This is a genomic window from Prolixibacter sp. DSM 2831, from assembly GCF_056493735.1.
On the sequence record NZ_CM151379.1, the window covers coordinates 959,405 to 984,593 of the forward strand.

Annotated in this window: 17 protein-coding genes, 2 tRNA genes and 1 rRNA gene; 14 read left to right on the top strand and 6 right to left on the bottom strand. The window is 45.8% G+C overall.

All coding sequences use genetic code 11. The annotated features are described in order from the left end of the window. The first annotated feature begins 58 nt into the window (after window positions 1-58). Together AC060N_RS03745 and AC060N_RS03750 are read left to right on the top strand one after the other, a co-directional pair. Window positions 59-646 (top strand): RNA polymerase sigma factor, encoded by a 588-nt coding sequence (locus AC060N_RS03745; protein ID WP_106543064.1) that lies wholly within the window; start codon window positions 59-61, stop codon window positions 644-646. After that, a complete protein-coding gene (locus tag AC060N_RS03750; protein WP_479525945.1) occupies window positions 636-2,141 on the top strand; it encodes a tetratricopeptide repeat protein in 1,506 nt (501 codons plus the stop codon). The genes AC060N_RS03745 and AC060N_RS03750 overlap by 11 nt, the downstream gene beginning before the upstream one ends. A gap of 421 nt (window positions 2,142-2,562) precedes the next feature. Here the strand turns inward: AC060N_RS03750 and AC060N_RS03755 are convergent, their stop codons facing one another. Next, the gene (locus tag AC060N_RS03755) at window positions 2,563-4,656 is read right to left on the bottom strand and encodes a BamA/TamA family outer membrane protein (RefSeq protein ID WP_479525946.1); all 2,094 of its coding nucleotides are present in this window, start codon (window positions 4,654-4,656) and stop codon (window positions 2,563-2,565) included. Between the two features lie 166 nt (window positions 4,657-4,822). Here AC060N_RS03755 and AC060N_RS03760 point away from each other — a divergent pair, with 166 nt between their 5' ends. The 7 genes from AC060N_RS03760 (at window position 4,823) to AC060N_RS03790 (ending at window position 11,187) form a co-directional block, all read left to right on the top strand. Further along, a complete protein-coding gene (locus AC060N_RS03760) occupies window positions 4,823-5,752 on the top strand; it encodes an ATP-binding cassette domain-containing protein (RefSeq protein WP_479525947.1) in 930 nt (309 codons plus the stop codon). 38 nt (window positions 5,753-5,790) lie between these two features. Continuing rightward, complete coding sequence (locus AC060N_RS03765; RefSeq protein WP_463231161.1) at window positions 5,791-6,513, top strand: ABC transporter permease subunit; 723 nt, start codon at window positions 5,791-5,793, stop codon at window positions 6,511-6,513. A gap of 11 nt (window positions 6,514-6,524) precedes the next feature. Further along, entirely contained in the window at window positions 6,525-8,039 is a 1,515-nt protein-coding gene (locus AC060N_RS03770) for a GldG family protein (protein ID WP_479525948.1), read from the top strand. Continuing rightward, window positions 8,032-8,955, top strand: coding sequence for a DUF4340 domain-containing protein (locus AC060N_RS03775; RefSeq protein WP_479525949.1), 924 nt, complete (start codon window positions 8,032-8,034; stop codon window positions 8,953-8,955). The genes AC060N_RS03770 and AC060N_RS03775 overlap by 8 nt, the downstream gene beginning before the upstream one ends. Window positions 8,956-9,082: 127 nt before the next feature. Continuing rightward, entirely contained in the window at window positions 9,083-9,970 is an 888-nt protein-coding gene (locus AC060N_RS03780; RefSeq protein ID WP_479525950.1) for a Nif3-like dinuclear metal center hexameric protein, read from the top strand. Window positions 9,971-9,985: 15 nt separating this feature from the next. Beyond that, complete coding sequence (locus AC060N_RS03785) at window positions 9,986-10,666, top strand: HAD family hydrolase (protein ID WP_479525951.1); 681 nt, start codon at window positions 9,986-9,988, stop codon at window positions 10,664-10,666. Further along, window positions 10,663-11,187 carry a DUF6155 family protein gene (locus tag AC060N_RS03790; protein ID WP_153637786.1) on the top strand — a complete coding sequence of 175 codons (525 nt, stop codon included), beginning with the start codon at window positions 10,663-10,665 and terminating at the stop codon, window positions 11,185-11,187. Before AC060N_RS03785 ends, AC060N_RS03790 begins: the two co-directional genes overlap by 4 nt. 446 nt (window positions 11,188-11,633) lie before the next feature. On the opposite strand, the gene AC060N_RS03795 is transcribed toward AC060N_RS03790, so the two are convergent. Next, on the bottom strand, window positions 11,634-12,380 hold the full coding sequence (locus AC060N_RS03795) for a DUF6261 family protein (protein ID WP_479525952.1): 747 nt from the start codon (window positions 12,378-12,380) through the stop codon (window positions 11,634-11,636). Window positions 12,381-12,448: 68 nt separating this feature from the next. Here AC060N_RS03795 and AC060N_RS03800 point away from each other — a divergent pair, with 68 nt between their 5' ends. Both AC060N_RS03800 and AC060N_RS03805 read left to right on the top strand, forming a co-directional pair. After that, entirely contained in the window at window positions 12,449-12,835 is a 387-nt protein-coding gene (locus AC060N_RS03800; protein WP_479525953.1) for a hypothetical protein, read from the top strand. Between the two features lie 417 nt (window positions 12,836-13,252). Beyond that, complete coding sequence (locus AC060N_RS03805) at window positions 13,253-15,124, top strand: hypothetical protein (protein ID WP_479525954.1); 1,872 nt, start codon at window positions 13,253-13,255, stop codon at window positions 15,122-15,124. 449 nt (window positions 15,125-15,573) lie between these two features. On the opposite strand, the gene AC060N_RS03810 is transcribed toward AC060N_RS03805, so the two are convergent. The 4 genes from AC060N_RS03810 to AC060N_RS03825 are packed head-to-tail and all read right to left on the bottom strand — an operon-like array spanning window position 15,574 to window position 21,837. Further along, window positions 15,574-16,962, bottom strand: coding sequence for an efflux transporter outer membrane subunit (locus AC060N_RS03810; protein WP_479525955.1), 1,389 nt, complete (start codon window positions 16,960-16,962; stop codon window positions 15,574-15,576). A gap of 26 nt (window positions 16,963-16,988) precedes the next feature. Then, on the bottom strand, window positions 16,989-20,138 hold the full coding sequence (locus tag AC060N_RS03815) for an efflux RND transporter permease subunit (protein ID WP_479525956.1): 3,150 nt from the start codon (window positions 20,136-20,138) through the stop codon (window positions 16,989-16,991). A gap of 14 nt (window positions 20,139-20,152) precedes the next feature. Further along, complete coding sequence (locus AC060N_RS03820) at window positions 20,153-21,346, bottom strand: efflux RND transporter periplasmic adaptor subunit (protein ID WP_479525957.1); 1,194 nt, start codon at window positions 21,344-21,346, stop codon at window positions 20,153-20,155. Between the two features lie 41 nt (window positions 21,347-21,387). Then, window positions 21,388-21,837, bottom strand: coding sequence for a MarR family winged helix-turn-helix transcriptional regulator (locus tag AC060N_RS03825; RefSeq protein ID WP_106543077.1), 450 nt, complete (start codon window positions 21,835-21,837; stop codon window positions 21,388-21,390). A gap of 1,177 nt (window positions 21,838-23,014) precedes the next feature. Between AC060N_RS03825 and AC060N_RS03830 the strand changes: the two genes are divergently transcribed. The 3 genes from AC060N_RS03830 (at window position 23,015) to AC060N_RS03840 (ending at window position 25,002) form a co-directional block, all read left to right on the top strand. Continuing rightward, window positions 23,015-24,534, top strand: a 16S ribosomal RNA gene (locus tag AC060N_RS03830). A gap of 243 nt (window positions 24,535-24,777) precedes the next feature. Then, window positions 24,778-24,851, top strand: a tRNA-Ile gene (locus AC060N_RS03835). 77 nt (window positions 24,852-24,928) lie between these two features. Beyond that, window positions 24,929-25,002 (top strand) — tRNA-Ala (locus AC060N_RS03840). Window positions 25,003-25,189 lie beyond the last annotated feature (187 nt).

Sequence of the window (25,189 nt, forward strand, 5' to 3'; positions counted from 1 at the left end):
AAAAAAAATTGAGTTTACCGGGTTACCTTTTGAGTTGAAAACGTATTAACTAGTGAAAATGATAAATTACACGAACGAAGAACTCCTGAATGGGATTCTGAGGAACGACAATGTAATCCTGCAATACATTTACAAGAACTTTTACTACAAGGTTAACTTCTACGTAAAGAAGAACAGTGGTAATGATGAAGATGCCAGTGATATTTTTCAAGAGGCCATCATTGTCATATACCGTAAGCTTAAAGCCAATGATCTGGTTTTAAACAATGCTTCTTTCGAAACGTACCTCTACTCGGTATGCAAAATCCTCTGGCTTAAGCAACTTAGTAAGAAGAAAGCTGAAAGGGATATGGTGCTTGATAACGCCGGCCTATCAGATGAGGAATACGACTATAACATCGTAGAAGTAGCTGACAAGAACGAACGGTACCGGTTGTATCAGAAGCATTTCCAAATGCTCGGATCCGACTGTCAAAAGCTGTTACAGCTATTCTTTGATAAAATACCGTTACGTCAAATCTCACAAATGATGGGATATAAGAGTGAGAAGTACGCCAAAAAGCGCAAGTTTAAGTGCAAGGAGTACTTGATCACCAGTATCAAGCAGGATTTGAATTATAAAAAACTGATTGAAGATGATACCTGAAGTAAATAAATATGAGTTGGTCGAGATGTACCTGGGTGGTGAATTGACGGGAGACCAACTCAATGCGTTCCGGACGCGTCTGGTCGACGATCCAGAACTGGCTGAGATCCTCAAGCTGAGCCAGGAGATCGAAGAGGCGATGAGCGAAAAAGACGTGATGGAACTGAGAGGTAATCTGCAAGAAATAACTGACTCCTTCGATTTAGACGAAAACTTCTCCCCGGAAATTTCAGAAGCCTACTTCGGACTGGCTGAAGAAATCGAAGATATTTCTGACCTCGACCTGGATGACGAGGAACTTAACTCCTACAGTAACTCACTCCAGAAACTGCATTTGCAGAATCACAAGAAAGCCTCCAAAGAAACTGTTCATCAAGTTTACAAAGACGAAGCCGAACCGGTTAGTGATAACGAATCCGGCGAATTCACGGAAGCAGACGAATTGCTGTTCCAGGAAATCGAGGATGCCGTTATGGAAAAAGATATTATGGAGCTGAGGGCTAATATCGAAACGATAGCCAAACATATGCCCGCTCATAACCGCACGGTGGAAGAAATTGAAGAATACGTTTCCGGAGATCTATCCGATAAGGAGATGGAAGCCATCGAGCTGGATGCCGAAAGTAACATGGATCTGGCTAACGATATCCAACTGTTCCACGAAGTCAACGAAGCGATTGGCGAAGAAGATGTCATGGAGCTGCGTGCCGCACTGAACATTATCAGTGAAAACGAAAGTTCACATGCTCGTCAATACGAAGAAATCGAAAGCTTCCTGTCTGACGAAATGGATGAAGCAGGTGTTGCCTCGTTCGAGGACGAGATGGCCATGAATCCGGATTTGGCAGCGGATGTCAAACTCTTCCGCGAAGTGGATGAAGCTGTCGGCGAGAAAGATGTCATGGAGCTGCGTGCTTCGCTGCAGAATATCAGGAAAGCAGAAGAAAACGAGAAGAATCGAGAGGTGCGGGGTATTCGGCCGCCCAAAACACAACGAATATTGTGGTACACGGTCGCGGCATCTATCGTACTCATTCTCGGAATCGCGAGCTTTGTAAGGAATCAGTCGTATTCCAACCAGGAAATATACCGCGATTACTACCAAACGTATAAAGTGGGAATTTTCCGGTCGGCTGACAACTCAGCAGATAATCTGATGACCGATGCGTTGAAGCAGTTTAATGAATCGAACTACGATCAGGCATTGAACTTATTCCATCAGGTACTCACGAAGAATGAAAATAATCCGGCAGCCAACTTCTACGTAGGTGTTGCTTACCAGGAAGAGAAAGAATACGCGAAAGCTATCCAATCTTACACAAAAGTTGTGAAGCATAACGATAACCTTTTCACCGAACAGGCTCAGTGGTATATCGGACTATGTTACCTGCAACGAGAAGAAAAGGATAAAGCGCTGAAGGTATTCAAGGAAATCGCATCCAGCGATGGATACTATGCCTCGAAAGCGACGGATATTATCAAGAAACTTGATTAAGAAGAAATAATCACAGAGTCGGGAGGTCTTCTCCTCCCACTCTTCCGAAAGGAATTATCATCGAAAACAATCAGTGTAAAAAATATTACAACAGGGTTTTAAATTAGGTTTTTTAGAATTTTGGTTAAACAACACAACAACTACTTTTATTTCTTAGGTTAAACAACAAAGCGTTCTTTTTTAATCTTTTAAGGTTATTCAAATTATGTTCCTTAGTAAACGTAAGTTTACAATCCTTGTATCCATAATTTGCTCATGTTTCCTACCGTTCCTTGCAAGTCGATAATGCATGTCGATTATGGATACTTTCCTTTGCACATTACAACTATCTATTAAATATTGAGGAGATTAATTAACAGGTTTAGCCCGGTTCCCAGCCGGGCTTTTTTTTATGTTCTGAGGTGAGGACGTTTCCAACCGATTAATGGTAAGGCAGAATTTCGGGACGACGACCAAGGAAATCATTGAATTCAGCTTTGGGTTGGCCCAGAGCCCTAAAGGTCCACGGATGGATGTCGGGCGGAGTAACGGGGAACCAGGTCAGGCGAAATTCGAAAGTATTAATGACCAAAGACTCGTTCCGAATGCGGAATCCTAAACCGATGCCAGCATAAAAATCCTGGTTCAGAATGAATTTCGTGTTGTCGCCAATGAAGCCTAAATCGGAAAAGCAGTAAGGGGCAAACCGAAATCCATAAAATTGCGAACGAAGAAAAGTTACTGCTTCCATGTTGACCGTTAGTTTTTGCGTTCCCCTGACATAGTCGGTCTTGAACCCGCGAATTCCCCACTCATTATTCAATGTGAGGTATTCCTGATTAAAATGATTTAATCCGATGACATACCGCATATTGATAAATTGCCGGAGCCGATGCCCGTTGATGTTGTATAGACGGGAAAAGAAATTTCCTTCACCCATAATCGTTGTTTGCTCAAGACTGCTGTGATGGAAAAAGCTTCCGGCTCCAACACCAAAGCGCAAATAGCTGTAATCCGGTAGGACCATTCCTTTTGAATAGTAAAGATGGAGGTAACTTCGATTGTAAAACTCACCGAAGTCGTATCCCGACGTAAGTTCGAAATAATCACCATACGGAATATCCTCAGTGATACCGTAGCCATAAACCAGGTTGTTTCTTTGCAGGAATCGTTTGCTATAGGCTACCGAACCCAAAATTATATGATGATCATGAAACAGTTGATTACGTGCCCTTGAAACCATGGGCCGCTCGAAAAACTTTTGGTTGAAAAGTCGTCCGGCTACGATGAAATGGCCTGCTGCCTGCGTGTCAGTTTTACGTTTGAATGAGTGACCGTACCAGGCATCCATATTTAAAAAGCTGACAGTAGTATCCAATCTCATGATCCGGTCATCTGTTAAATAGTCGAAGCGGAATACCCGATTGAATGAAATTCCGCCGGCGTTCCTGGTTTTTGTCGTTAGAAAACGCTTTTCCAGCATGGCTGAAATGGCATTCTTCCGATAGGTATCTTCTATCCGGAATGCTCCGTTGATGAATTTCCCTCCAATGTTGTTGACGCCATAGAAGCCATGAAAGCCGACAGTCGGATATTCATGGGAATGATAAACGGTTCCGATCGAGAACTCATGACCGAGGCCAAACATGTTTTGATTAAACAAATCAAATCTCGCAGATTTACTACCGTTAATATCCAGAAGAAATCCCCAGGAGAAATTGTCCTTGGTTACAATGAGCACGTCGACTATCTGGGAATTCAATTGATCCGGAATCAGAATAATGGATACATCTTTAATGTAAGGAAGATCACGAATAAGTTTTTCGTCTTCTGCCATTGTTCTTGGATCAACAATATCGCCTGTTTTAAAGAGTAGGTTTTTTCGCAGTACCCAGTCGCGGGTTTTCACATGAATGCCATTTCCAACTTTTGCCAACCAGTTGTCAAGAACAATGGAGGTGTCTTGTATCGACGGACCAAACACATCGAGCTGTTGAATGCGAATGTGCCCAATTCGTTTTCCTGCAAAAGGTTTAAAGTATTGTTCGCTGTTTACTTCGACCTGTGCTTTGGCGCTCTGTGGCGATGCAATCATCCATCCGTAAAGATACCTGGCCCAGAAACTTCTTTCGGACCGCACCCTGAGGGAATCATAAAATGCTTTTGTTTCGGTAGAACGGGCCAGGCTGTCGCGGATGAGTGTATCTGATTTCTCAGATTGAACTTCTGTCGACTTGACAATGTCTTTTCTGGTTTTTACGGGGAGTGGCTTAATCAGTGTGTCAGCCGATACTTTTAATTGCTCAAAACGCCGGTGTAAATTTTTCTCTGGGACCGAATCTCTGTAGTATTTTTTGTCCTTTTTATTAATTATTAACGATTCTGATCGCTTTTGATTTGTTGTAGTTAGTGCATGTGTATTTGAAAAAGGTACAGAGGCAGTTACGATTTGGATAGCTGTCGATGAAATGATGATGACCGCTGTTCCAAACCGGAAGATTTGCTTTCGACAATATTTGGCATAACGTGTAATCAATTTTTATGGGGCTGATAGGTTAACAGGCGTTATCTAATCTACAACACTCCTCTGAATCCCTTGTTTTAAGTGCTGTTAAATATTGTTAAACCAAGTTACGTTATGTTTTTCAGGTATCGAAATTTTATAATTTCGGATTTGCAAGTTTTAAATACTGCATCAAGTTATGGATATTATCGTTGAAAAGGTGACCAAATTATATGGTGCGCAAAAGGCGGTTGACAACATCTCTTTTAAGGTGAATACCGGAGAAGTGCTTGGTTTTTTGGGCCCCAATGGTGCCGGAAAGACGACGACCATGAAAGCGATTACCTGTTTTCTGGCGCCCAGCGAAGGAGATATTACCGTTGGCGGATTGTCGGTTAGAGAAAACCCGGAGAAGGTGAAAAGCCTGATTGGTTATTTGCCCGAGAACAATCCGCTTTACCAGGAAATGCAGGTGATCGATTATCTCGCATTTGTTGCCGAACTGCAGGGCGTGCCGAAGGAACAAATTCCGGGACGCATTCGTGAGATGATTAGAGTTTGTGGTTTGAGCGGCGAGAAATCCAAGAACATCCGTGAGCTGTCGAAAGGATATAAACAGCGGGTTGGTTTGGCTCAGGCGTTGATTCACGATCCGGAGGTACTCGTTCTGGACGAACCGACAACCGGTCTCGATCCCAACCAGATTGCCGAAATTCGCGACCTGATCCGAAAAATCGGAAAGGAAAAAACGGTCATCCTCAGTTCTCATATTCTGGCCGAAGTGGAAGCTACTTGCGACCGGATTCTGATTATCAGCAACGGTCGTATCGTGGCAAATGGTACTCCGGCCGAATTGCGGATGCGGGCTCACGGCGACGAAATACTGAAGGTGAAGATTGGTGGCGGAGAAGCGGAGGATATTTTTATTGCTTTGGAAGATCTGGAAACGGTTCGCTCCATTGCGATCATGGACAATTCCCCCGGGTATTTCGAAGTTCATAGTCACGAAAATGAAAACTCGGCGCGGCCTATTTTCGAGATGTGTGCCGAAAACAATTGGTACATCGAAGAGATGACACCGGTAGAAACCCGGTTGGAAGATATTTTCCGCGAAGTAACCATGAATTAGTTGACTTGAAAAGCAAGATTCATTCAAAAAATGGTACAATGAGTAAAACATGGACCATTGTCAGGAGAGAGCTACAGTCGTTTTTTGATTCCCTTACGGCTTACATTATGCTGGTGGCATTCCTCGGATTCAGCGGATTCTTTACCTGGATTTCAGGGAATGACATCTTTTTTGTTGGACAAGCCAGTTTGCAATCGTTCTTCAGCATTGCTTACTGGACACTTTTTCTGTTTATTCCGGCACTTACCATGAGGCAACTGGCCGAGGAGAATAAAACCGGAACCCTGGAGATGTTGTTGACGAAACCCATTTCCGATTGGCAGATTGTTTTTGGAAAATTCCTTTCCACTCTCATATTGATTGTCATCGCTCTGTTTTTAACCTTCCCGTATTATTTCACGGTGTGGAGTTTAGGTCCCATCGATCACGGAGCGGTTATCCTGGGATATGTTGGATTGATTTTGATGAGTTCGGCCTACATTAGCATCGGCTTGTTTGCCAGTAGCGTAACGAACAACCAGATTGTTGCTTTTCTGCTGGCGCTGATTATCGGCATCTTCTTTCACGTCATATTTGGAGTTCTCGCTTCATCGCTTACAGGTGCTGCGGGCTCTGTGTTCGATTATCTCAGTATGTCGACTCATTTTAGTGCCATCTCCCGCGGCGTAATCGATTCGAGAGACATCATCTATTTCCTTTCCATTGTCGTTATGGGGCTGATGGGCTCCGAGGCATCTTTGGCAAAGCGTAATCTGAATTGAAAAAGCGTATCATGAAGAGCAAAAAACTACTATTACCATATTTTCTTCTGTTGGGTGGTGTGCTGATTCTTTTGAATGTTTTGGCCAACCGTTTTTTCTTTCGGATTGACTTTACCGACGATCAGCGCTACACATTGAGTGATGCCACGCACCAAATCATTAACCACCTTGATGATCCGGTTACGGTTACGGCTTATTTTTCGCAGGATTTGCCACCTGATGTCAGCCGTGTGCGGACAGATTTTAAGAACCTTCTTCAGGAATTCCATAGTGTTTCGCACGGAAAAGTGAATTATGAATTTGTTGCTCCAAACGATAATTCCGATACAGAGCAACAAGCAGTTGATGCGGGTATTCAACCTGTGGTTATCAATGTGCGGGAAAAAGATCAGGCTGTTCAGAAGAAGGCATACCTCGGGGCTGTGATTCATTACGAAGACAAAACCCAGGTGATACCATTTTTGCAGCCGGGCTCCGGAATGGAGTATGCTTTGGCAGCGGCTATTCGTAAACTTACCGTGAAAAACAAACCGGAGATTGGTTTGATTCAGGGAAACGGTGAACCGGCCAAATACGAATTCCCGCAGGTAATGCAGGAACTCAATGTGTTGTACAATGTCCGGAATGTGACGTTGAATGATTCAGTTTACCTGGGAAAATATAAAACATTGATTCTCGATGGTCCTAAAGACAGTATTCCTCCGGAGCAACTGAAGCTGTTGAATAACTATCTGGCCCAGGGAGGAAACCTGTTGGTGGCTTTTGACCGGGTAGATGGTCAGTTGGAACGTTCGAGAGGCGTGGCAATAAATACCGGACTCGAAACCTGGTTGGCGAACAAAGGCATTCAGGTGGAATCCAGTTTTGTGACGGATGCCAGTTGTTCAACGATTTCGCTTCGTCAGCAATCGGGGTTGTTTAGTTTCTCCACACAGTTGCAATTCCCGTACTTGCCAATCATCACCACCTTTGCCAATCATCCGGTAACGAAAGGGTTGGAAGCAGTGTCTCTGCAATTCGCCAGTCCGATGAAATATACCGGCGATTCAACTTTGACGTTTATTCCTTTGGCGAAAACATCCCGCATGTCGGGCAAACAACACACGCCGGTTTATTTCGATATTGAACATCACTGGACCGACAAAGACTTTCCTTTATCCAACGAGGTTGTCGCTGGCTTACTCGAGGGAAAAATCACAGGACCAGCCAATGCCCGAATGATTGTCATTACGGACGGCGATTTTGCAGTGAATGGTTCAGGACAGTCAGCCCGACAGCTGCCGGGTGATAACATCAACTTCTTCGTGAATGCTGTCGATTGGCTTTCGGATGATACCGGATTGATTGATTTGCGTACCAAGGGAATTTCATCGCGGCCATTGGCGAAGATTCAGGATGGCAAGAAATCCTTCCTGAAATACTTCAACTTCCTGTTGCCCATTTTGCTCATCATTATTTACGGAGTATTCCGCGCCCAGCGGAAACGATGGATACGTATCAAAAGAATGGAGGATGACTATGTTTAGGAGAATCGGAATACGCTCATTGGCCGTAGCGTTTGCCGTGCTTTTGGTGGCAGTTTTGGTGGTGAAAATAGACGATAGCCGGAAAGGCGACCGGACCTTCAACAGCCAACTTACCAGTTTTTCGACGAATAAAGTGACAGCAATAGAATTGACTCCGAAGCAGGGAGCTGAGAAAATGTTGCGCTTCGAAAAGCATAATAACCACTGGAATATTATCCTTGGCGGGAAGATTGTTAGCGCTGACAATAATGTCGTTGTCCGGATGCTGTCAGCCATTAGCGATTTGAAAGCAAGAAGTTTGGTCTCTTCATCCGAAAAGAAATTTAGTGACTTTGGCGTTGCAGATTCGTCGGGAACACACGTTGTGGTATACGAAGGGAAAGAAAAGCTGGCCGACCTGGTTCTGGGTAAATTCGTCTATTCAAAACCACACAATCTGACCACGTATGTCCGGTTAATGCCCGGAAAAAATGTGTATGCAGTCGCAGGGTATTTGCCCATGCTTTTCAACCGGAAGGTGGACGAATACCGGGATCATCGCATTGTGCATATGGTCACCAGCGACATGACAAAGCTCGCTTTCTCGTATGCCGACGGTAATTCGTTTACGTTGGTGAATAACGATGGCAAATGGAAGGTGAACGGCGTCACCGCTGACTCAGCTAAAGTTGCAGGATACTTGCAAAAGCTGGGCAATTTGAAGGGTACCGCTTTCGCGGAGAAAAGTGAAGTGAATTCAGCGCCGGTAGGAACGCTCGATATCACCCGGAAGGATGAACAACCTATTGTTACGGTTACTGCATATGAGGATGGGAAAGAGCAGCTGGTCAAATCATCCCAGAATCCATCGTCAGTTTTTAAAGACCCGAAAGCGTACAATACCGTTTTCGTTCCGGAGAATTACTTTAAACCTTAATATATTTTTTATTGATTGAACCTTTATACACTTTAATGCAAGGGAAGAGAGAGTTTAACCACTCTCTTTTCTTTTTCCCGGAAACGGTTTTTACTAACTTGCTGACCAAAACTTACCTGCCTTGGTTATGAAAAGATTATTTCCATTTTCGCTTTTATTGCTTGTGATGGCTGTGGGAATCGTTCCGGCAAAAGCATCGAAAGCTTCCAGTAAAGATGATTCCGTGACATGCCGTGAAGTGGTGGAGCAAATCAAACAGCATGTTACCTGTCCCTGGAACGAAGGGAAAACGGTCGATACCTTTAAAGCCGGCAATCCCGATAACAAGGTGACCGGTATTGTAACGACCATGTTTGCCACGATGGATGTGCTGCGTGAAGCGGTGAAGCAAAACTGCAATTTCATTATTTCCCACGAACCACTCTTCTATAATCACCTCGATGAAACCGATTTCCAGAAAGATGATCCGGTTTATCTCGAAAAGCTGAAATACATCAACGATCATCATTTGGTGGTTTGGCGTTTTCACGATCACTGGCACCGCACCAGCCCCGATGGAATTTATGTGGGAATGGTACGAAAACTTGAATGGGCCAAATACCGGAAAGGAGACAGTTATATGGTTTTCGAATTTCCGGAAACGACACTGAAGGATTTGGCAGAGCAGCTGAAACAAAAATTCCCGCAAGGAGTTATTCGTGTTGTGGGAGATCCCGGGATGAAACTTACCGGCGTGGGATTGGCAGTAGGTGCTCCCGGTGCAGACCGGCAACGACAATTACTTAACCGCGACGATGTTCAGGTGGTAATTACCGGCGAAGCGCGGGAGTGGGAAACGCCCGAATATGCGCTCGATGCTACACAGCAGGGACGAAGCAAAGCTTTCATCATGATGGGACATGTGCTTTCCGAACAGGCGGGAATGGATTATTGTGCCGAGTGGCTTGGTGGCTTTATTTCGGGACTTCCCATTAAGTTTATACCGAATAAACAACCTTACTGGACCCCTCAATAATTTTACAGAGATAGGATGGCAGAGCAATTGGCGGTGATATTTGACATGGATGGCGTGCTGGTCGACAGCGAGCCGTGGCACTACAAAGTGGAAGAGTTGATTTATGCTGAATTGGGCATCGAGGTGCCGGATAAAGTACATCAACTTTACCTGGGCACGGCAGCCGATTTGATGTGGTCGGACCTGAAGAAGCGTTATGGCCTGAAACAATCGCTTGAAGAGTTGGTGCAATACGATGAGGAATTTCGGGTGGGATTTTTCAAAGGCCTTGGGAATTTGCAGCCTAACCCGGGCGTAACGAAATTACTGTCAGGATTGAGCGATGCCAACATTCCGATGGCCGTGGCTACTTCCTCGGTTCCCGGTATTGTCGACATTATCCTGGAACAGTGTGGAATCCGTTCCTACTTCGATGCGGTAGTTACCACGGTTCAGGCCGGGAAAAGTAAACCGGCTCCGGATGTGTATTTTTATGCCGCGAAAAAATTAGAGCATGAACCGGCCAATTGTCTGGTCTTCGAAGACTCGATGAATGGCATACGAGCAGCTGTTGATGCCGGCATGACTTGCATTGCTTTCCAACCTGAAGGTGCAGTACAACACGATATTTCAGCCGCCCATCATTTTATTACCGATTTCTGCCATGTTTCTCCGGAAACTATCCGCCGGTGGATGACCGATAAACAATTTTCATGAGTAAACGCGAATTAAAACAATACCTGAAAGAACTGACCAAGGAACAACTCGAAGAGCAAATCCTCGATTTATACGGACGATTTAAAGAGGTGAAAACCTTTTACGATTTTGCATTCAATCCGCAGGAAGACAAAATGCTGGAAGAGGCGAAGTGGCAAATCTCCAAAGAATATTTCCCGGTTAACCGGAGAAAACCGAAGATGCGGCGTTCGGTGGCGCAGAAGCATATCCGGAATTTCATCCGGTTGGGAGTTGATGCGCCCGTGGTTGCCGACCTGATGCTGTACAACGTAGAAGTGGCTCAGACATTTTGTGGTGAGCGTCCCGTTACCCAGGAGGCGTTTTATCGCGCGATGCTCAAAGCTTTCGAAGAGGCATTGCAGTTTATCGAAGAGCATGGACTCATCCCTCAGTTGGCGCAACGCATCCATCGTATCGTCGATGAAGCCGTTGAGCAACGCTGGATGAATCGTGCTGCGTTTGAGAAGACGGCGGCATTATATACAATGCACAATGGGTAATGAAAAATGGACAATTTGGGTTGACAGCCCGAAGTTATTCATGAACGAATTGCTGAGCCAATTGGTGGTCTTTTTTTAATATCAGCAATTTTGATTAACTCGTCTTTACGTCCCGAAGGGGCAGGTTAATTCAGACCAACGGCAACGCCTTGGGAAAACAGAATCACACCAATCTCATTGATCGCCCTGAAAGGGCAGATTAACCATTCCGGAAATATTCATAATCAATTGTTCGATTTCATTGCGGTCGAAACAACATTCCCGTTTCAATCATGAGCACCGCGCGACCTCAAATCTAATATGACGCCTCCAAAACCCAAGGCGTTGCCATTGGGCTGAATTAAATTGGGCTTTCAGCCCGAAAAATTATTCGTTCTAAAAAAGAGGCGCGATATCCGCACCTCTTTTGTCCCTTTTCAATCCCCGCAATCAACGGGAATCATTCCTCATTCTGTCCCGGTTACTTCTTCGGTGGTCTCTTCTTCTTTTGTTTTGCGGCCGTTTAATGCTGCGTAAGTTTTACGCAGTTCGTTCATCTTTCCAAACAGGGTGACAACGGCATCGGTCGGCGCATAATTCACCTGCAGCTCCATAGCCAGGCAAAAATGGTTGTAGCGCTGGATAGCTACTCGCTTAAAACTGCTGGCCGAGGGTTCTTCACTGGCTTCCTCGCTGTTGCGGGCCTGGTAGAGGGTGTTGAACTCAACATTTGCCGTTTCCAGGCCGGTCAGCATGTCCGCTATGCCAATGGTAGCTGCATCGGCTTTGAGGCCTTCATCACCTTTGTATTTCTGCAGCATTTCCGAAAATATCCCCGTTTCGGTGTTCATGGCCCGTTTTTCCACGTTCCAGTAAGGCTTGAAAAATTGCTTCAGATTTTCGGCTGCCGTCTTTTTCACCGCATCCCGTCCTTTCAGGTTGGTAGTGATGTTCCTTTTAATTTCGGCAAACCGGTCGTCCCGGTCTGTGTCCAGTTCAGCCAGCGAACGGCTTTTTTGGTTTTGACCCGACTTGTTCATTTGTGCGCCCATCGCCTGGTTATCACTTTCGAGTTGGGCCAGCACAGCTGCCGGGATGCCACCCAATGGTTCGACAACGGGCCTGGCGTAATCGATGGTTGATTTGTTGAGCGAAAAGAGGTCGTTAATCCTCATACTGCTAACATGCAACGTTACAAATTCGTATACTTCCATAAATTTTCGTTTAGGTTAGTAATTGATTATAGATGGTCTGAAATAATTGACGTTTCATTCGTTCGAAAATGGCGTTTCTTCCGGTGGCAGATGGTTCGCGACACGAAGCGGGACACTTCTGCAAATGGCAGATGGCTGCCAACCCGATGCGTGGGGCTTCTGCGAACGGAAGATGGTTCCCAACAACCGGTGAGAGCTTTCTGCGAACCGCAGATGGTCCTTTCTTCAATGCGGGAATGATCTGCGAACCGCAGATGGCTGCCGACACGAAGCGGGAAGCTTCTGCGAATGGCAGATGGGCCCCGACGCAGTGCCGGAAGCAAAATCAGATTGCTGAATACCCTGCAATAACTAGTGCTTTGGCAATTTTGACTTCCGGAACGCCGATTCAGCGTGGATTAACTTTTCCAAAGCTTAAAACCTTGGGAAAGATTTCTGAAAAGCAGAACCGATAGTGTGTATACAAGCTATGTTTTGGTCATGATGGTTAGGTTTTGGGTTAAACATTTATTTTTTTATTGGCAGAATAAGACATTTGAGGCCAACCTATCGTTTAGCTGTCTCAAATATCCTCTACACTTATTTGGCTTGTTATGGTCGAAAATGAAATGATGGCGATAAAATTCAACTCATATCCGGGAGCCTGTCTTTATCAAATCGTTGTATGAATTTATAAAAAAATGACGAGAGGTTGCTTATGTTTAGGAGCAGATCGCTTAATGCTGGAACGTTGTTAAGCCGGCTAATTCAAAGGATTCGGAAGTGTTTGTTGGAGCCGGCATATCTATTTAGAATCGGAATAACATAAAAATGACTATATTAGAAATCCACAACACACTAACAAAGATGTATTTGTTCAAATTCTTTGCTCCATGTTAGAACTTGCCTCTTACTTTTCGTCGCGGAAGCTCCATACCCGCTTGAGAAAAAAGACAACTACCCCCGGAAGATATCATTTGGTGATTGCATTGTCTTTTTTAGGTATCACTTATCATTCTGCTAAAGCCCAGACTTTCGATTACGAGCACAACATTGCCATTTATAATCCCTTTCAGCAACCCAACATTGTTCAGGGTGACACCAAAGGGAAATTGGAATATTACGGTTCGGGCGATGTGGACAACAATGGTGTGATTGATAAGAACGATGCACAGGCCATTTACGACGGTGTAAAAAATGATATGGCCGATGTGAACGGAGACCAGGTGATCGATTCCACCGATGCTAAAATGATTGAAGAGTATGTTGACGGAACGAGAAGCTACCTTCCGGGACACTGGAATGAATTGTGGCATATTCAAGGAGTTGATAGTGCCGGAGTAAGCAAAGGCTATTTAGCAAGAAAAGATTGGTTTGAAAGAATGGTTGCTGTTGATAAGACGGATACGAATAAATATGTTTTAAATTCATTCGATTGTACAGAGTTTTCCAATCAAACTTTTATTGATTTTACAGGATTAAAGAATTTCAAAAATTATCCAGACTATCAAAAATTCATTGACCATGGAGTAACAAATGGGAGATTCAACATACCAATATTTACGTTGTACACCTACCCAGATCCAGACAAAGTTCCTTCCAATTTTGATGTTTCTGGTTCTACGCACCAAATAGATGCAGCATTTGTTGGTTCCAAATACTCTACAGAAAAAATTGATCCTGAAGTATTTTCACAATATTATCCAATCGAGCCGCAAAATGATAAACCTGTTGTCGCAGGGGATGCAAATATGAATGATAATAAACCCGTAATCGTCAAAGCTATTGCATATATGCCCTCTTCAGATGGTACAAACTGGGCATTTAAGGATCAACAATTAGTTCAATTTGATCTTTCCAACGGAGTTGCAACTGTTTCAGCAGGATCATTAAACCCTGTTTTCTTATTGGAAAACCCTGAAAAAATGAATCCCCAAGTAGTTTTGGGAAACACTTCCGATACCGTTCAGGTAAATTATGCAGCCAACATGAATGTCGATGATTCTGTCAAGGTCAGTGCCCAGGCGAATACCGATTTGTACCAGGACCGAGTCAAGTTGGATGAGTGGGGCAGCGATACGACTTCCACGTCGCCATATCCCAACATTGAGTTTAATTTTACGATGCATTATCAGGCATGGGTGAATGTGGGAATGCAGCCTCCATTTTCAGCTGAGAAAACAGTAGCGATAAAGGTAAGGGACACGGAAGCACCCCAGGGAGAGTTCAGCCAGACTTCGGCGCAGGCCGAACCGGGCATTACCCCGGAAGAACTCGCCAAAGAATACATCACCAATGTGAGTGACAATTCAGGGCTTGCAGTCGATACCCTGCTTACCGCCGATACAACCAATGCCTGGACCGATGCCGACTATTACACCCACACCAATGTGAGAGCAAAATTGGTGGACCCGTTCGGGAACGAGAAAGACCTGGGCACTTTTGAAGCACAGGTGAGGGAGTATGCCACGGATGTGGCTGATATCAGTGCAAACGAGAACTCACTGCGGATGGAAATCATCGGCAACCCGGTAACAGCGGCAACCCGCCTTCAGGTTTTCAGCCACGACTATTTGAGCAAAGGAGAAATCGCTATCTACAGTAGCCAGGGAAAAATGGTGAACACCATCGAAGTGGACAATTTGCCTGCCGGCGGAGAACGAACCGTTTCCTATAATGGCTGGAGTACGTTGCAACCGGGCATCTATTTGCTCACCTTCACCGGTAATGGGCATCGGGTAAAAGAGAAGGTGCAGGTGCGGTAAGGTTTTCCTTATTTATCTATCGGTTTTACGTCCCGAAGGGACAGGTTATTTCAGCCCAATGGCAACGCTCCACGACGTTTGTCGGGACAGGCTTGGGGAAAAATAAACCATGCCAAACCAATTTATCGCCCTGTAAGGGCAGGTCAAAAGTTCCGGAAATATCCATAATCAATTGCCGGTTCCATTGCGGTCGAAACATTATTATCATTTCATTCATGACCACTAGGCGACCGCATCTAATAACATCAATATGCCAACCCGGGGCGTTGCCGCCGGGCTAAAGTAAGCCGGGCTTTCAGCCCGCAAATGATTTTCCCGCAAGATTATAGCGTCTAAGGATGTCATCCCTCAAAGGGATGACATCCTTGCAGACCCGCAAGGTTAATAGCATCAAAAAAAGGACAATGCCATCGCACTGTCCTTTTTTATTTTGATGAATACTTAATTCATTATTTCCAGCCGCCGCCTAACGCACGGTAAAGTGAGATAACGGCATAGAGTTGTTGCAGATGGTCGTTGACATCGCTGAGTTGTGCTGACAACAGGCTTTGCTGTGCATTCAGCACTTCGGTGTAGGTAGCCGAACCGTAGTTCAATAACTGTTCGGTGTACGAAACCGATTTCTGCAATGCTTCGAGCTGACGCTGGCGCAACACAATTTTCTGTCCCGAAGTCTGGTATGAGAAAAGTGCGTTGTTCACTTCCTGTCCGGCATTCAGCAGGGTATTCCGCAAGTTAAGCAATGCTTCGGCCCGCTGAGCTTTGGCTACTTTCAGGCGGGTGACGTTGGCTCTTTTGTTGAACAGCGGCTCGGTGAGTCCTCCTACCACGTTGGCGGCAAAGGAGGCCGGGTCAAGCAGCTTGTCAAGTGCAGTAGCAGCAAAGCCGGTTGATGCCGTCAATGTCAACGACGGGTAGAAATAGGCCCGTGCGTTGTTGGTCATCTCGTAAGCGCTCATCACGTTATACTCGGCCTGCATCACATCGGGACGGTTGTCGAGCAGTTGCGAAGGAACGCCGGTCCGCATCATCGGTTTGTTGGGCAATGCCAGCAACGAGTCGCGCTGAATCGTTCCGGGCGTTCGTCCCAACAGCATGCACATGGCATTTTCGGTTTCCCTGATTTGTTGTTTCAAATCGGGGATGGTGACTTCGGCCGCGTAACGGGCTGCTTCGCTCTGCACAATCGCAGCGCCGGTAACAACGCCGCTTTCCTTCAGTGCCTTCATTGTTTCCACCAGGTCCTTGTTGTTTTTCACCGTTTGACGGGTAATCGCCAACTTGGCGTCGAGAGAAACCAGGTTGTAGTAGGCATTGGCAATGTTGGCAATCAAACGGGTCTGCACCGCTTTTCTTCCGGCATCGCTTGCCAGCAGATCGGCGTAAGCTGCCCGTTTCGAACTGCGGAGTTTTCCCCAAATGTCGACTTCCCAACTGGCTTCGGCGCCAAGCTGATAATAATTCACATCGTACGGACCGTTCGGGTAGATGGATTTGGGCTGCCGGGTGTAATTGTCACTGGCTTTCGCCGAAACAGAAGGGAAGAGGGAAGCCTTGCTTTGTGAAAAGTAAGCTTCGGCTTCGTTCATTTTCTGAATCGCAATTTGCAAATCCGGGTTATTGGTCAGCCCTTCCTGAATATATTTCTGCAACAGCGTATCGGTAAACAGCTCTTGCCAGGGTGTATCGGCCATGGTCACCGAGTCGGTCGGTTCGATGCCGAAAATGCCCTTCGTGTCTACACTGTCCCGGTTGAAATGTCGCGACGTGTTACATGACGCTAACATAACCGCCAGGCCGATAGTCAGTAATATGATTTTATATGATGATTTTCTCATTTCGTTATTTTGTTTTCAGGCATTGATTATTCGAGGCTGTTGAGGCCTGATATTTCACCTTCCTTCGGTTTTTTAATTTTCTCTTCAATTGTCTGGAAGATAACATACATGGCCGGGATAACGAGGATACCAATGAAAGTTCCTACCAGCATACCTCCGACAGCACCTACACCAATCGAGCGGTTTCCATTCGCACCAACTCCACCTCCAACGATAAGCGGCATCAGACCGAAAATCAAGGCGAAGGAAGTCATCAGAATCGGGCGGAGACGAGCAGTCGCTCCATCAATTGCCGATTGCAGAATCGTTTCTCCGCGGTGTCGTCGTTGCAGGGCGAACTCCACAATCAGGATGGCATTCTTGGCAAGCAATCCAATCAGCATGATGAGTGATATCTGCAGGTAGATGTTGTTGTTAACTCCCATAAAGTGGGCAAATATGAAAGCGCCGGCCACTCCAACCGGCAGCGAAAGCAGAATGGAAAGTGGTGTGATGAAACTTTCGTACTGTGCTGCCAGTAGGAAATAAACGAAAATGACACTTAGCAGGAAGATCAAAAGCGATTGGTTCCCCGATGCAATTTCTTCCCGGGTTAATCCTGAGAACTCATAACTGTATCCAGGAGGCAACGTTTTTGCCGCTACCTGTTTCACTGCTTCGATGGCATCTCCCGAACTGTATCCAAACTGCGGAGCACTATTGACCGCAATGGATGTGTACATGTTAAACCGGTTGATGTTCTCCGGACCATACACTCGTTTCAGAGAAATAAACTCGGTAATGGGAGCCATCTCGCCTGAACCGGTCCTGACGTACATGTTATTCAGATCATCGGGATTTCCACGATACTTCGGACTGGCCTGAACCATGATACGGTACTGTTTCCCGAACCGGTTAAAATCCGAAGCATAAAATCCGCCGATGTATCCCTGCAATGCTGCCAGTATGGTGCTGACATCGATGCCGGACTGTTTGGCCCGAACGGCATTCACATCGACCTGGTACTGCGGAAAATTGGTGTTAAACGAGGTCATCGCGTATTGAATTTCCGGGCGCTGATTCAGGGCTCCAAGGAAACGCTGTGAAACCTGTTCAAACTTTTTGATGTCGCCACCAGTCCTGTCTTCCAACTGGAACTCGACTCCTCCCGAAATACTAAATCCGGGCACCATCGGTGGCGTGAAAATGATAATCTGGGCGTCCTTGATCTGCGAGGTGGCTCCGTAAAGCCTTCCAATCACACTGTTCACGTCGTGCCCTTTTCCTTTTCTTTCATCAAAAGGTTTCAGGTCGCAGAATATCATACCGTATGAACTTCCCTGACCACTGATGAGCGAACGTCCAACGACCATGGCCCGTCCGTTGATTTCGGGTGTGTGAGCCAGAATGTTGTCGACTTTCTCCATCACTTTCTTGGTTTCTTCCAGCGAAGTGGCAGGAGGAAGGCTCACATTAAGCATCATAATACCCACATCTTCCTTGGGAACAAATCCGGTCGGCGTTGTTCTTAGCAGGAAGTACAAACCAATCGTAAATACCAGAATAATCGAAGCCGGAATCCATTTGCGGCGCAGGAAATAGTTAGTTACCCGCTGGTATTTCTTGGTCATCACATCGAAAGACGTGTTGAAAGCGCCATAGAATCGCTGCATGAAACCTTTCTTGTGTTTCGTATTTTCATCTTCCGGTTTCAGAAATACAGCACAAAGCGCGGGACTCAAGGTCAAGGCATTTACTGCCGAAAGAACAATCGCAACAGCCAGCGTAATTCCGAATTGCTTGTAGAAAACACCCGTTGTTCCTTTGATAAAAGTAACCGGGATAAATACGGCTGCCATCACCAAAGTAATGGAGATAATAGCTGTGGATATTTCGCTCATAGCGGAAATCGCAGCTTCCTGTGAATTCTTCGCCCCTTGCTCGAGTTTGGCGTGAACCGCCTCCACGATCACAATGGCGTCATCCACCACAATTCCAATGGCCAGTACCAAAGCAAACAAGGTTAGCAGGTTGATGGTAAAGCCAAACAAGTTGAGAAAGAAAAAGGTACCGATAATGGCTACCGGAACCGCTATCGCCGGAATAAGTGTCGCCCTGAAATTCTGCAGGAAAACAAACACGACTATAAATACCAGGATGAAAGCTTCCAGCAAAGTGTGCAACACTTTACTGATGGAATTATCCAAAAATCGGTTGGCATCAATAATGATATGGTATTTCACTCCTTCCGGGAAGGACTTTGATGCTTCCTGCAATACTTTCTTCGCATTGATAATGGTTTCGCGAGCGTTGGAACCGGGCGACTGGAAAATAGCCATCGCGATTCCCGGTTTATTCATCACCGAAGTGGTTGTTGAATAGTTCAACGCTCCCAATTCCACTTTGGCCACGTCTTTCAGACGAAGTACATTTCCATCTTTATCGGCTTTGATGACGATATTCTCAAATTGCGATGCCTTGCTGAATTTTCCTTTGTATTTCAGCACATATTCGAATGACTGTCCGTTTTGCTCACCGAATCTACCGGGCGCAGCTTCCAGACTTTGCTGGTTCAGGGCAGCGATTACATCCGAAGGCATCAAATCGTATGCTTTCATTACATCCGGCTTCAGCCAGATACGCATGGAGTAATCTTTCGAGCTGAAAACGAGTGCTTCACCTACTCCGTTGACACGCTGTATCTGCGGAAGCACGTTGATTTTACTGTAGTTCTGCAGAAAGGTCTCGTCGTATTTACTGTCATCGCTGTAAAGCGAAAAGACCATTAGCATGCTGTTTTGCCGCTTTGCCGTAATGACACCGGCTCGTGTAACTTCCGAAGGCAACAGACTGGTAGCCCTCGCCACACGGTTCTGGACGTTGATGGCGGCCAAATCGGGATCGACTCCCTGTTTGAAATAAACCTGGATTGTTGCCGAACCATTGTTGCTGGCGGTTGAGGTCATGTAGGTCATGTTCTCAACCCCGTTGATCTGTTCTTCCAGCGGTGTGATAACACTTTTCAACACCGTTTCGGCATCGGCACCGGTGTAGTGCGCGGATACCTGAACGGTGGGCGGAGCAATATCAGGGTATTGTTCAATGGGAAGACTGAACATACTCAGTACTCCCAGTATGACAATTATGATGGATATGACCGATGACAGAACCGGTCTTTCAATGAATCTTTTGAACATAGTTTGTTAAGCATTTATTTATTAACCTGTTCGGCCGAAGATTGAGCTTGTTTGTTGTCCGAGCCGCTATCGGTTACTAATTTCGGTTTAATGGGCATGTTGTTCCGCAAAGAGGCAATTCCTTCGACCACGATTTCATCGCCGGGTTTCAAACCACTGGTGACTACATAATTGGTTTTCAGGTTGCCAACCAGTATATCAATTTCGGTTGGATGCACCTTGTTATCCTTGCCTACAGTGTAGATGAAATGTTTGCCCTGCAGTTCGTAGGTGGCATTTTGCGGAACGATAATCACCGAATCAACATGCTGCGGGATGCGTACGGAACCGCTTCCGCCACTACGGAGAATTCCTTCCTTGTTCGGAAATGTAGCCCTGATGTTCACGGCGCCAGTCTGCGGGTCGACCAAACCACTGGCTGTTTGTATCCGGCCTTTTTCTTTGTAAACCGAATTGTCAGCCAAAATCAGGGAAACATCTGGCAGGTGACTCAATTTCGCCTGCATATTTTTCCCTTTCAATCCTTTCACCATCGTGAGAAACTCTTTCTCGTTCATCGAGAAATAAGCATACATCTCCGTTGTATTCGATATCGTAGTGAGCGGTTGGCTGATAGTGCTGCTGACCAAACTTCCGACGCGATAGGGGAAGTTCCCGATAAAACCGTCAGTCGGACTGGTGATGGTAGCATACTGAAGATTGGCCTGTGCATTGGCCAGGTTGGCTTTCGCTTGAGCCAGTTGTGCCTCTTTTGCTTTTAATGTCGACTCGGATGATTCCAGGTCGAATTTGCTGACGATCCCTTTTTCGACCAATGGTTTGGTTTTATCCAGGTTAATCTTCGCAGCAACAATATCGGCTTCGGCCACTTTTACCTGAGCCTGTGCCGATCGGACGGTTGCCCGGATGTCGTTGTCGTTGATACGGAAAAGAACTTGTCCCTTTTTGACAAAAGAGCCTTCATCTACCAGGATATTCTGAATGTATCCGGCAATTTTTGGGCGAATTTCAACTGTTTGAATTCCTTGTAAATTAGTGGGATATTCCTCGTAAAGAGTGGTCGATTGCGGTTCAACTTTCATCACTTTATATTCTCCGACTCGACCGGCCATTCCCGCTTGCCCTCTCTTTTGTGAGTTTGAGCATGAAACGGCGGTTGCCAGTATCGCAATGAAAATGAGGATTTTGAATAGGTTATTTTTTTTCATCTTGCTTTTTTGTGTGTCTGTTGTTTTTTGGAATATGACGATTAGCATTGGCAATTGCTGTCGTTCGGTTCACTGTTTTCCTGTATTTTCTCCAGCACATGTCTGAAGACGGATAGCTCATCCTCGCTGATTCCCACGAGAAGTTCGTCAAGTACGTTCTGTACAAGATTTTGGGCTTGCTCCAACGTTTTGAATCCTTCGTCGGTCAGAATCAGCGTTTTTTTACGTTTGTCCTGTTCATTTTGGGTTCTTTTTATATAGTTTTTGTCGATTAATACATTGATTTGTCGGAGTATAATAGATTTGTCTTTGTGCATTTGGTTGGCCAGGTCCTGTTGTGTGAATTCTTTCCCCGAATTCAGTGAACTCAGAATGGCAAACTGTTCAAATGTGATATCAACATCTTTTTTCTTGAACCTGGCAAACAACTTGTTTTTATATAGTCGTGTGACTTGACCAAGCAGTTGGCAGATAGGTTTTTCTGTTTTCATATAATTCCGACTGGATTGATATGCAAAAGTACGCCGAAGTAGTTGACGACATCAACCAAATAACGTTATCTGTATATTAAATGAGGATGCTTTTGTCTTAAATTGGTGTTGGAAAAAGAGATACCACGTGTTGACGTTGCTGTTTGTACAGGTGGTTCCAGATTGCACTTGGCGGTTTCTGTAGTTTCTTTTCCGATAAGGGAAAGGTTTCCAGACAAGCCTCGTCCTTGATATCGCCGTCAGGCGAAAAGCGGGCTGGCCGGTCAAAGAGTTTCCCGCCAGGGAAAGATGTTCATCACCTTCGGCGAAGCCGGAGGATTGGTTCCCCGAATCCAGAGCAACTCCAACGGAGTTGAATAAAAAAGACGGAGTTGCCACATAGTTTCCTGAAGCATGCCCGGCAACGGAAAAGTACCCCCAAAGTAGATTTTAAGTACAGATAGAGTAGGGATAGAGTACTAAACAGTCTTCATTTGCGCACCGGTTGAAGTGGATTGTCCCGGGTTTTACATCCTGTCGTTTCCTGAAGCCGTTTTCCCCACCTCCATTCACCTTGCAACATCTTTTAAGTATTTTTTCGAGATGAAAGAGTTCAGTTGCTCAGGCACTTGAGATTTTATGTCAAAAAAGAAGGAAAAAAGGTTTGGAGTAATAAGAAAAAATACGCTTTCTTTGCATCCGCTTTCCGAAAGGGAGGCAGCGTTCAGAAGGTGATGAAAAGAGATGTTTCGGACCGCGTGAAAGGTTTATTCACTGTTTGGGAGTCCCCCCGACGCATCGGGGGTGATGGCGAGATAATCCTGGCAGTAAAGACCGGGGTTCGGCAGGCAAGACATCACTGAAAAAAATCTTGAAAAAGTATTTGGAAAGTCAGGATAAAAGGTTTTATCTTTGCCGCCACGTTTTTGAAAAACGGGCGTTGATTTTTGGGTACTGAAGCCTTAAGAAAAAAGGCAAAAAAGATTTGGAGATAACGCGAAAAGATTTCTATCTTTGCAACGCTTTTTTCGGCCCGTCCGACGGCAACTGAGGGTTGGGCAGTAAGGAGTGAAGATTTAAGAAGAAGAAAGTTCATTGAAAATATTGAAAAGGAAAGAAGATAAGCACCAGAAGTTCAATTTTCTTTTAGAGGAAAAACTGATCGTGCCAGGCAAATAGACATTTAAACTTTTTGATTACAACGAAGAGTTTGATCCTGGCTCAGGATGAACGCTAGCGGGAGGCTTAACACATGCAAGTCGAACGGTAAGGCCCCTTCGGGGGTACACGAGTGGCGCACGGGTGAGTAACGCGTATGCAACCTGCCCTGTACAGGGGGATAGCCCGGAGAAATCCGGATTAATACCCCATAGTTTCCGTGAATCGCATGGTTTACGGATTAAAGTTTCGGCGGTACAGGATGGGCATGCGTGGCATTAGCTAGTTGGTAAGGTAACGGCTTACCAAGGCGACGATGCCTAGGGGTTCTGAGAGGATGATCCCCCACACTGGGACTGAGACACGGCCCAGACTCCTACGGGAGGCAGCAGTGAGGAATATTGGTCAATGGGCGAGAGCCTGAACCAGCCATCCCGCGTGCAGGATGACGGCCCTACGGGTTGTAAACTGCTTTTCTGCAAGAAGAATGGTCACTACGTGTAGTGATTTGACGGTATTGCAGGAATAAGCATCGGCTAACTCCGTGCCAGCAGCCGCGGTAATACGGAGGATGCAAGCGTTATCCGGATTCATTGGGTTTAAAGGGTGCGTAGGCGGCTATATAAGTCAGTGGTGAAATGCTGCAGCTCAACTGTAGAACTGCCATTGAAACTGTATAGCTTGAGTGCGCCTGAGGTAGGCGGAATGAGTAGTGTAGCGGTGAAATGCTTAGATATTACTCAGAACACCGATTGCGAAGGCAGCTTACTAAAGCGTAACTGACGCTGATGCACGAAAGCGTGGGGAGCGAACAGGATTAGATACCCTGGTAGTCCACGCCGTAAACGATGATAACTCGCTGTTGGCGATACACAGTCAGCGGCTTAGCGAAAGCATTAAGTTATCCACCTGGGGAGTACGATCGCAAGGTTGAAACTCAAAGGAATTGACGGGGGCCCGCACAAGCGGAGGAACATGTGGTTTAATTCGATGATACGCGAGGAACCTTACCTGGGCTTAAATGTAGAGTGACCGTTGCCGAAAGGTGACTTCCCTTCGGGGCGCTTTACAAGGTGCTGCATGGTTGTCGTCAGCTCGTGCCGTGAGGTGTCGGGTTAAGTCCCATAACGAGCGCAACCCTTATCGTCAGTTGCTAGCAGGTAATGCTGAGGACTCTGGCGAGACTGCCACCGTAAGGTGAGAGGAAGGTGGGGATGACGTCAAATCAGCACGGCCCTTATGTCCAGGGCTACACACGTGTTACAATGGTCGGTACAAAGGGCAGCTACCTGGTAACAGGATGCTAATCCCAAAAGCCGGTCTCAGTTCGGATTGGAGTCTGCAACCCGACTCCATGAAGCTGGATTCGCTAGTAATCGCGCATCAGCCATGGCGCGGTGAATACGTTCCCGGGCCTTGTACACACCGCCCGTCAAACCATGGAAGTTGGGGGTACCTGAAGTCTGCAACCGTAAGGAGCGGCCTAGGGTAAAACCAATGACTGGGGTTAAGTCGTAACAAGGTAGCCGTACCGGAAGGTGTGGCTGGAACACCTCCTTTCTGGAGCCGACACGAGAGGTTTCTGAGAGGAAATTAGAGCAGAAGGGTGTTTACTTCTTCCTTTTTAAAAGATACTGTAAAACACAAGAGCAATTGAATCCCGATACTTCGGGGGAGAATTGAAGTTGAGAATTCAATGCAAAGCGGTTCTCACTATTCAATGCACGGGGTCTGATAGAAGCAGAGGCAGAGCAGGAAACGGACATTATCAATTATCCATTTTCAATTCTCAATTCTGCAGACAGTCCCGTAGCTCAGCTGGTTAGAGCGCTACACTGATAATGTAGAGGTCCCCAGTTCAAGTCTGGGCGGGACTACACAGGCAATGAAAAATGAGCAGTGAACAATTAGCAATATTGTTCATTACACATTGTTCATTACTAATTGCACAGACGGGGGATTAGCTCAGTTGGCTAGAGCGCTTGATTTGCATTCAAGAGGTCATCGGTTCGACTCCGATATTCTCCACAAAGGGTGTAAACACCAGGAAAAGTTCATCAGAAAACATATTGGAACACGAAGGATTAGGCTGGCGCCTGAAAGAGGAAAGGGTTCGATTCCCTGTAATCCACATATCCTGAAAGGGATGAAGTTCATTGACATGCTGGAAGAAAAACAACAGAGTTACAAGAGAAACGCCGAAGGATAAAACCTT

Excerpts from the sequence above, each read along its gene's own strand:
- AC060N_RS03745 (WP_106543064.1), top strand. The coding sequence starts at position 59 with ATGATAAATTACACGAACGAAGAACTCCTGAATGGGATTCTGAGGAAC.
- AC060N_RS03750 (WP_479525945.1), top strand. The coding sequence starts at position 636 with ATGATACCTGAAGTAAATAAATATGAGTTGGTCGAGATGTACCTGGGT.
- AC060N_RS03760 (WP_479525947.1), top strand. The coding sequence starts at position 4,823 with ATGGATATTATCGTTGAAAAGGTGACCAAATTATATGGTGCGCAAAAG.
- AC060N_RS03765 (WP_463231161.1), top strand. The coding sequence starts at position 5,791 with ATGAGTAAAACATGGACCATTGTCAGGAGAGAGCTACAGTCGTTTTTT.
- AC060N_RS03770 (WP_479525948.1), top strand. The coding sequence starts at position 6,525 with ATGAAGAGCAAAAAACTACTATTACCATATTTTCTTCTGTTGGGTGGT.
- AC060N_RS03775 (WP_479525949.1), top strand. The coding sequence starts at position 8,032 with ATGTTTAGGAGAATCGGAATACGCTCATTGGCCGTAGCGTTTGCCGTG.
- AC060N_RS03780 (WP_479525950.1), top strand. The coding sequence starts at position 9,083 with ATGAAAAGATTATTTCCATTTTCGCTTTTATTGCTTGTGATGGCTGTG.
- AC060N_RS03785 (WP_479525951.1), top strand. The coding sequence starts at position 9,986 with ATGGCAGAGCAATTGGCGGTGATATTTGACATGGATGGCGTGCTGGTC.
- AC060N_RS03790 (WP_153637786.1), top strand. The coding sequence starts at position 10,663 with ATGAGTAAACGCGAATTAAAACAATACCTGAAAGAACTGACCAAGGAA.
- AC060N_RS03795 (WP_479525952.1), bottom strand. The coding sequence starts at position 12,380 with ATGGAAGTATACGAATTTGTAACGTTGCATGTTAGCAGTATGAGGATT.
- AC060N_RS03800 (WP_479525953.1), top strand. The coding sequence starts at position 12,449 with ATGGCGTTTCTTCCGGTGGCAGATGGTTCGCGACACGAAGCGGGACAC.
- AC060N_RS03805 (WP_479525954.1), top strand. The coding sequence starts at position 13,253 with ATGTTAGAACTTGCCTCTTACTTTTCGTCGCGGAAGCTCCATACCCGC.
- AC060N_RS03810 (WP_479525955.1), bottom strand. The coding sequence starts at position 16,962 with ATGAGAAAATCATCATATAAAATCATATTACTGACTATCGGCCTGGCG.
- AC060N_RS03815 (WP_479525956.1), bottom strand. The coding sequence starts at position 20,138 with ATGTTCAAAAGATTCATTGAAAGACCGGTTCTGTCATCGGTCATATCC.
- AC060N_RS03820 (WP_479525957.1), bottom strand. The coding sequence starts at position 21,346 with ATGAAAAAAAATAACCTATTCAAAATCCTCATTTTCATTGCGATACTG.
- AC060N_RS03825 (WP_106543077.1), bottom strand. The coding sequence starts at position 21,837 with ATGAAAACAGAAAAACCTATCTGCCAACTGCTTGGTCAAGTCACACGA.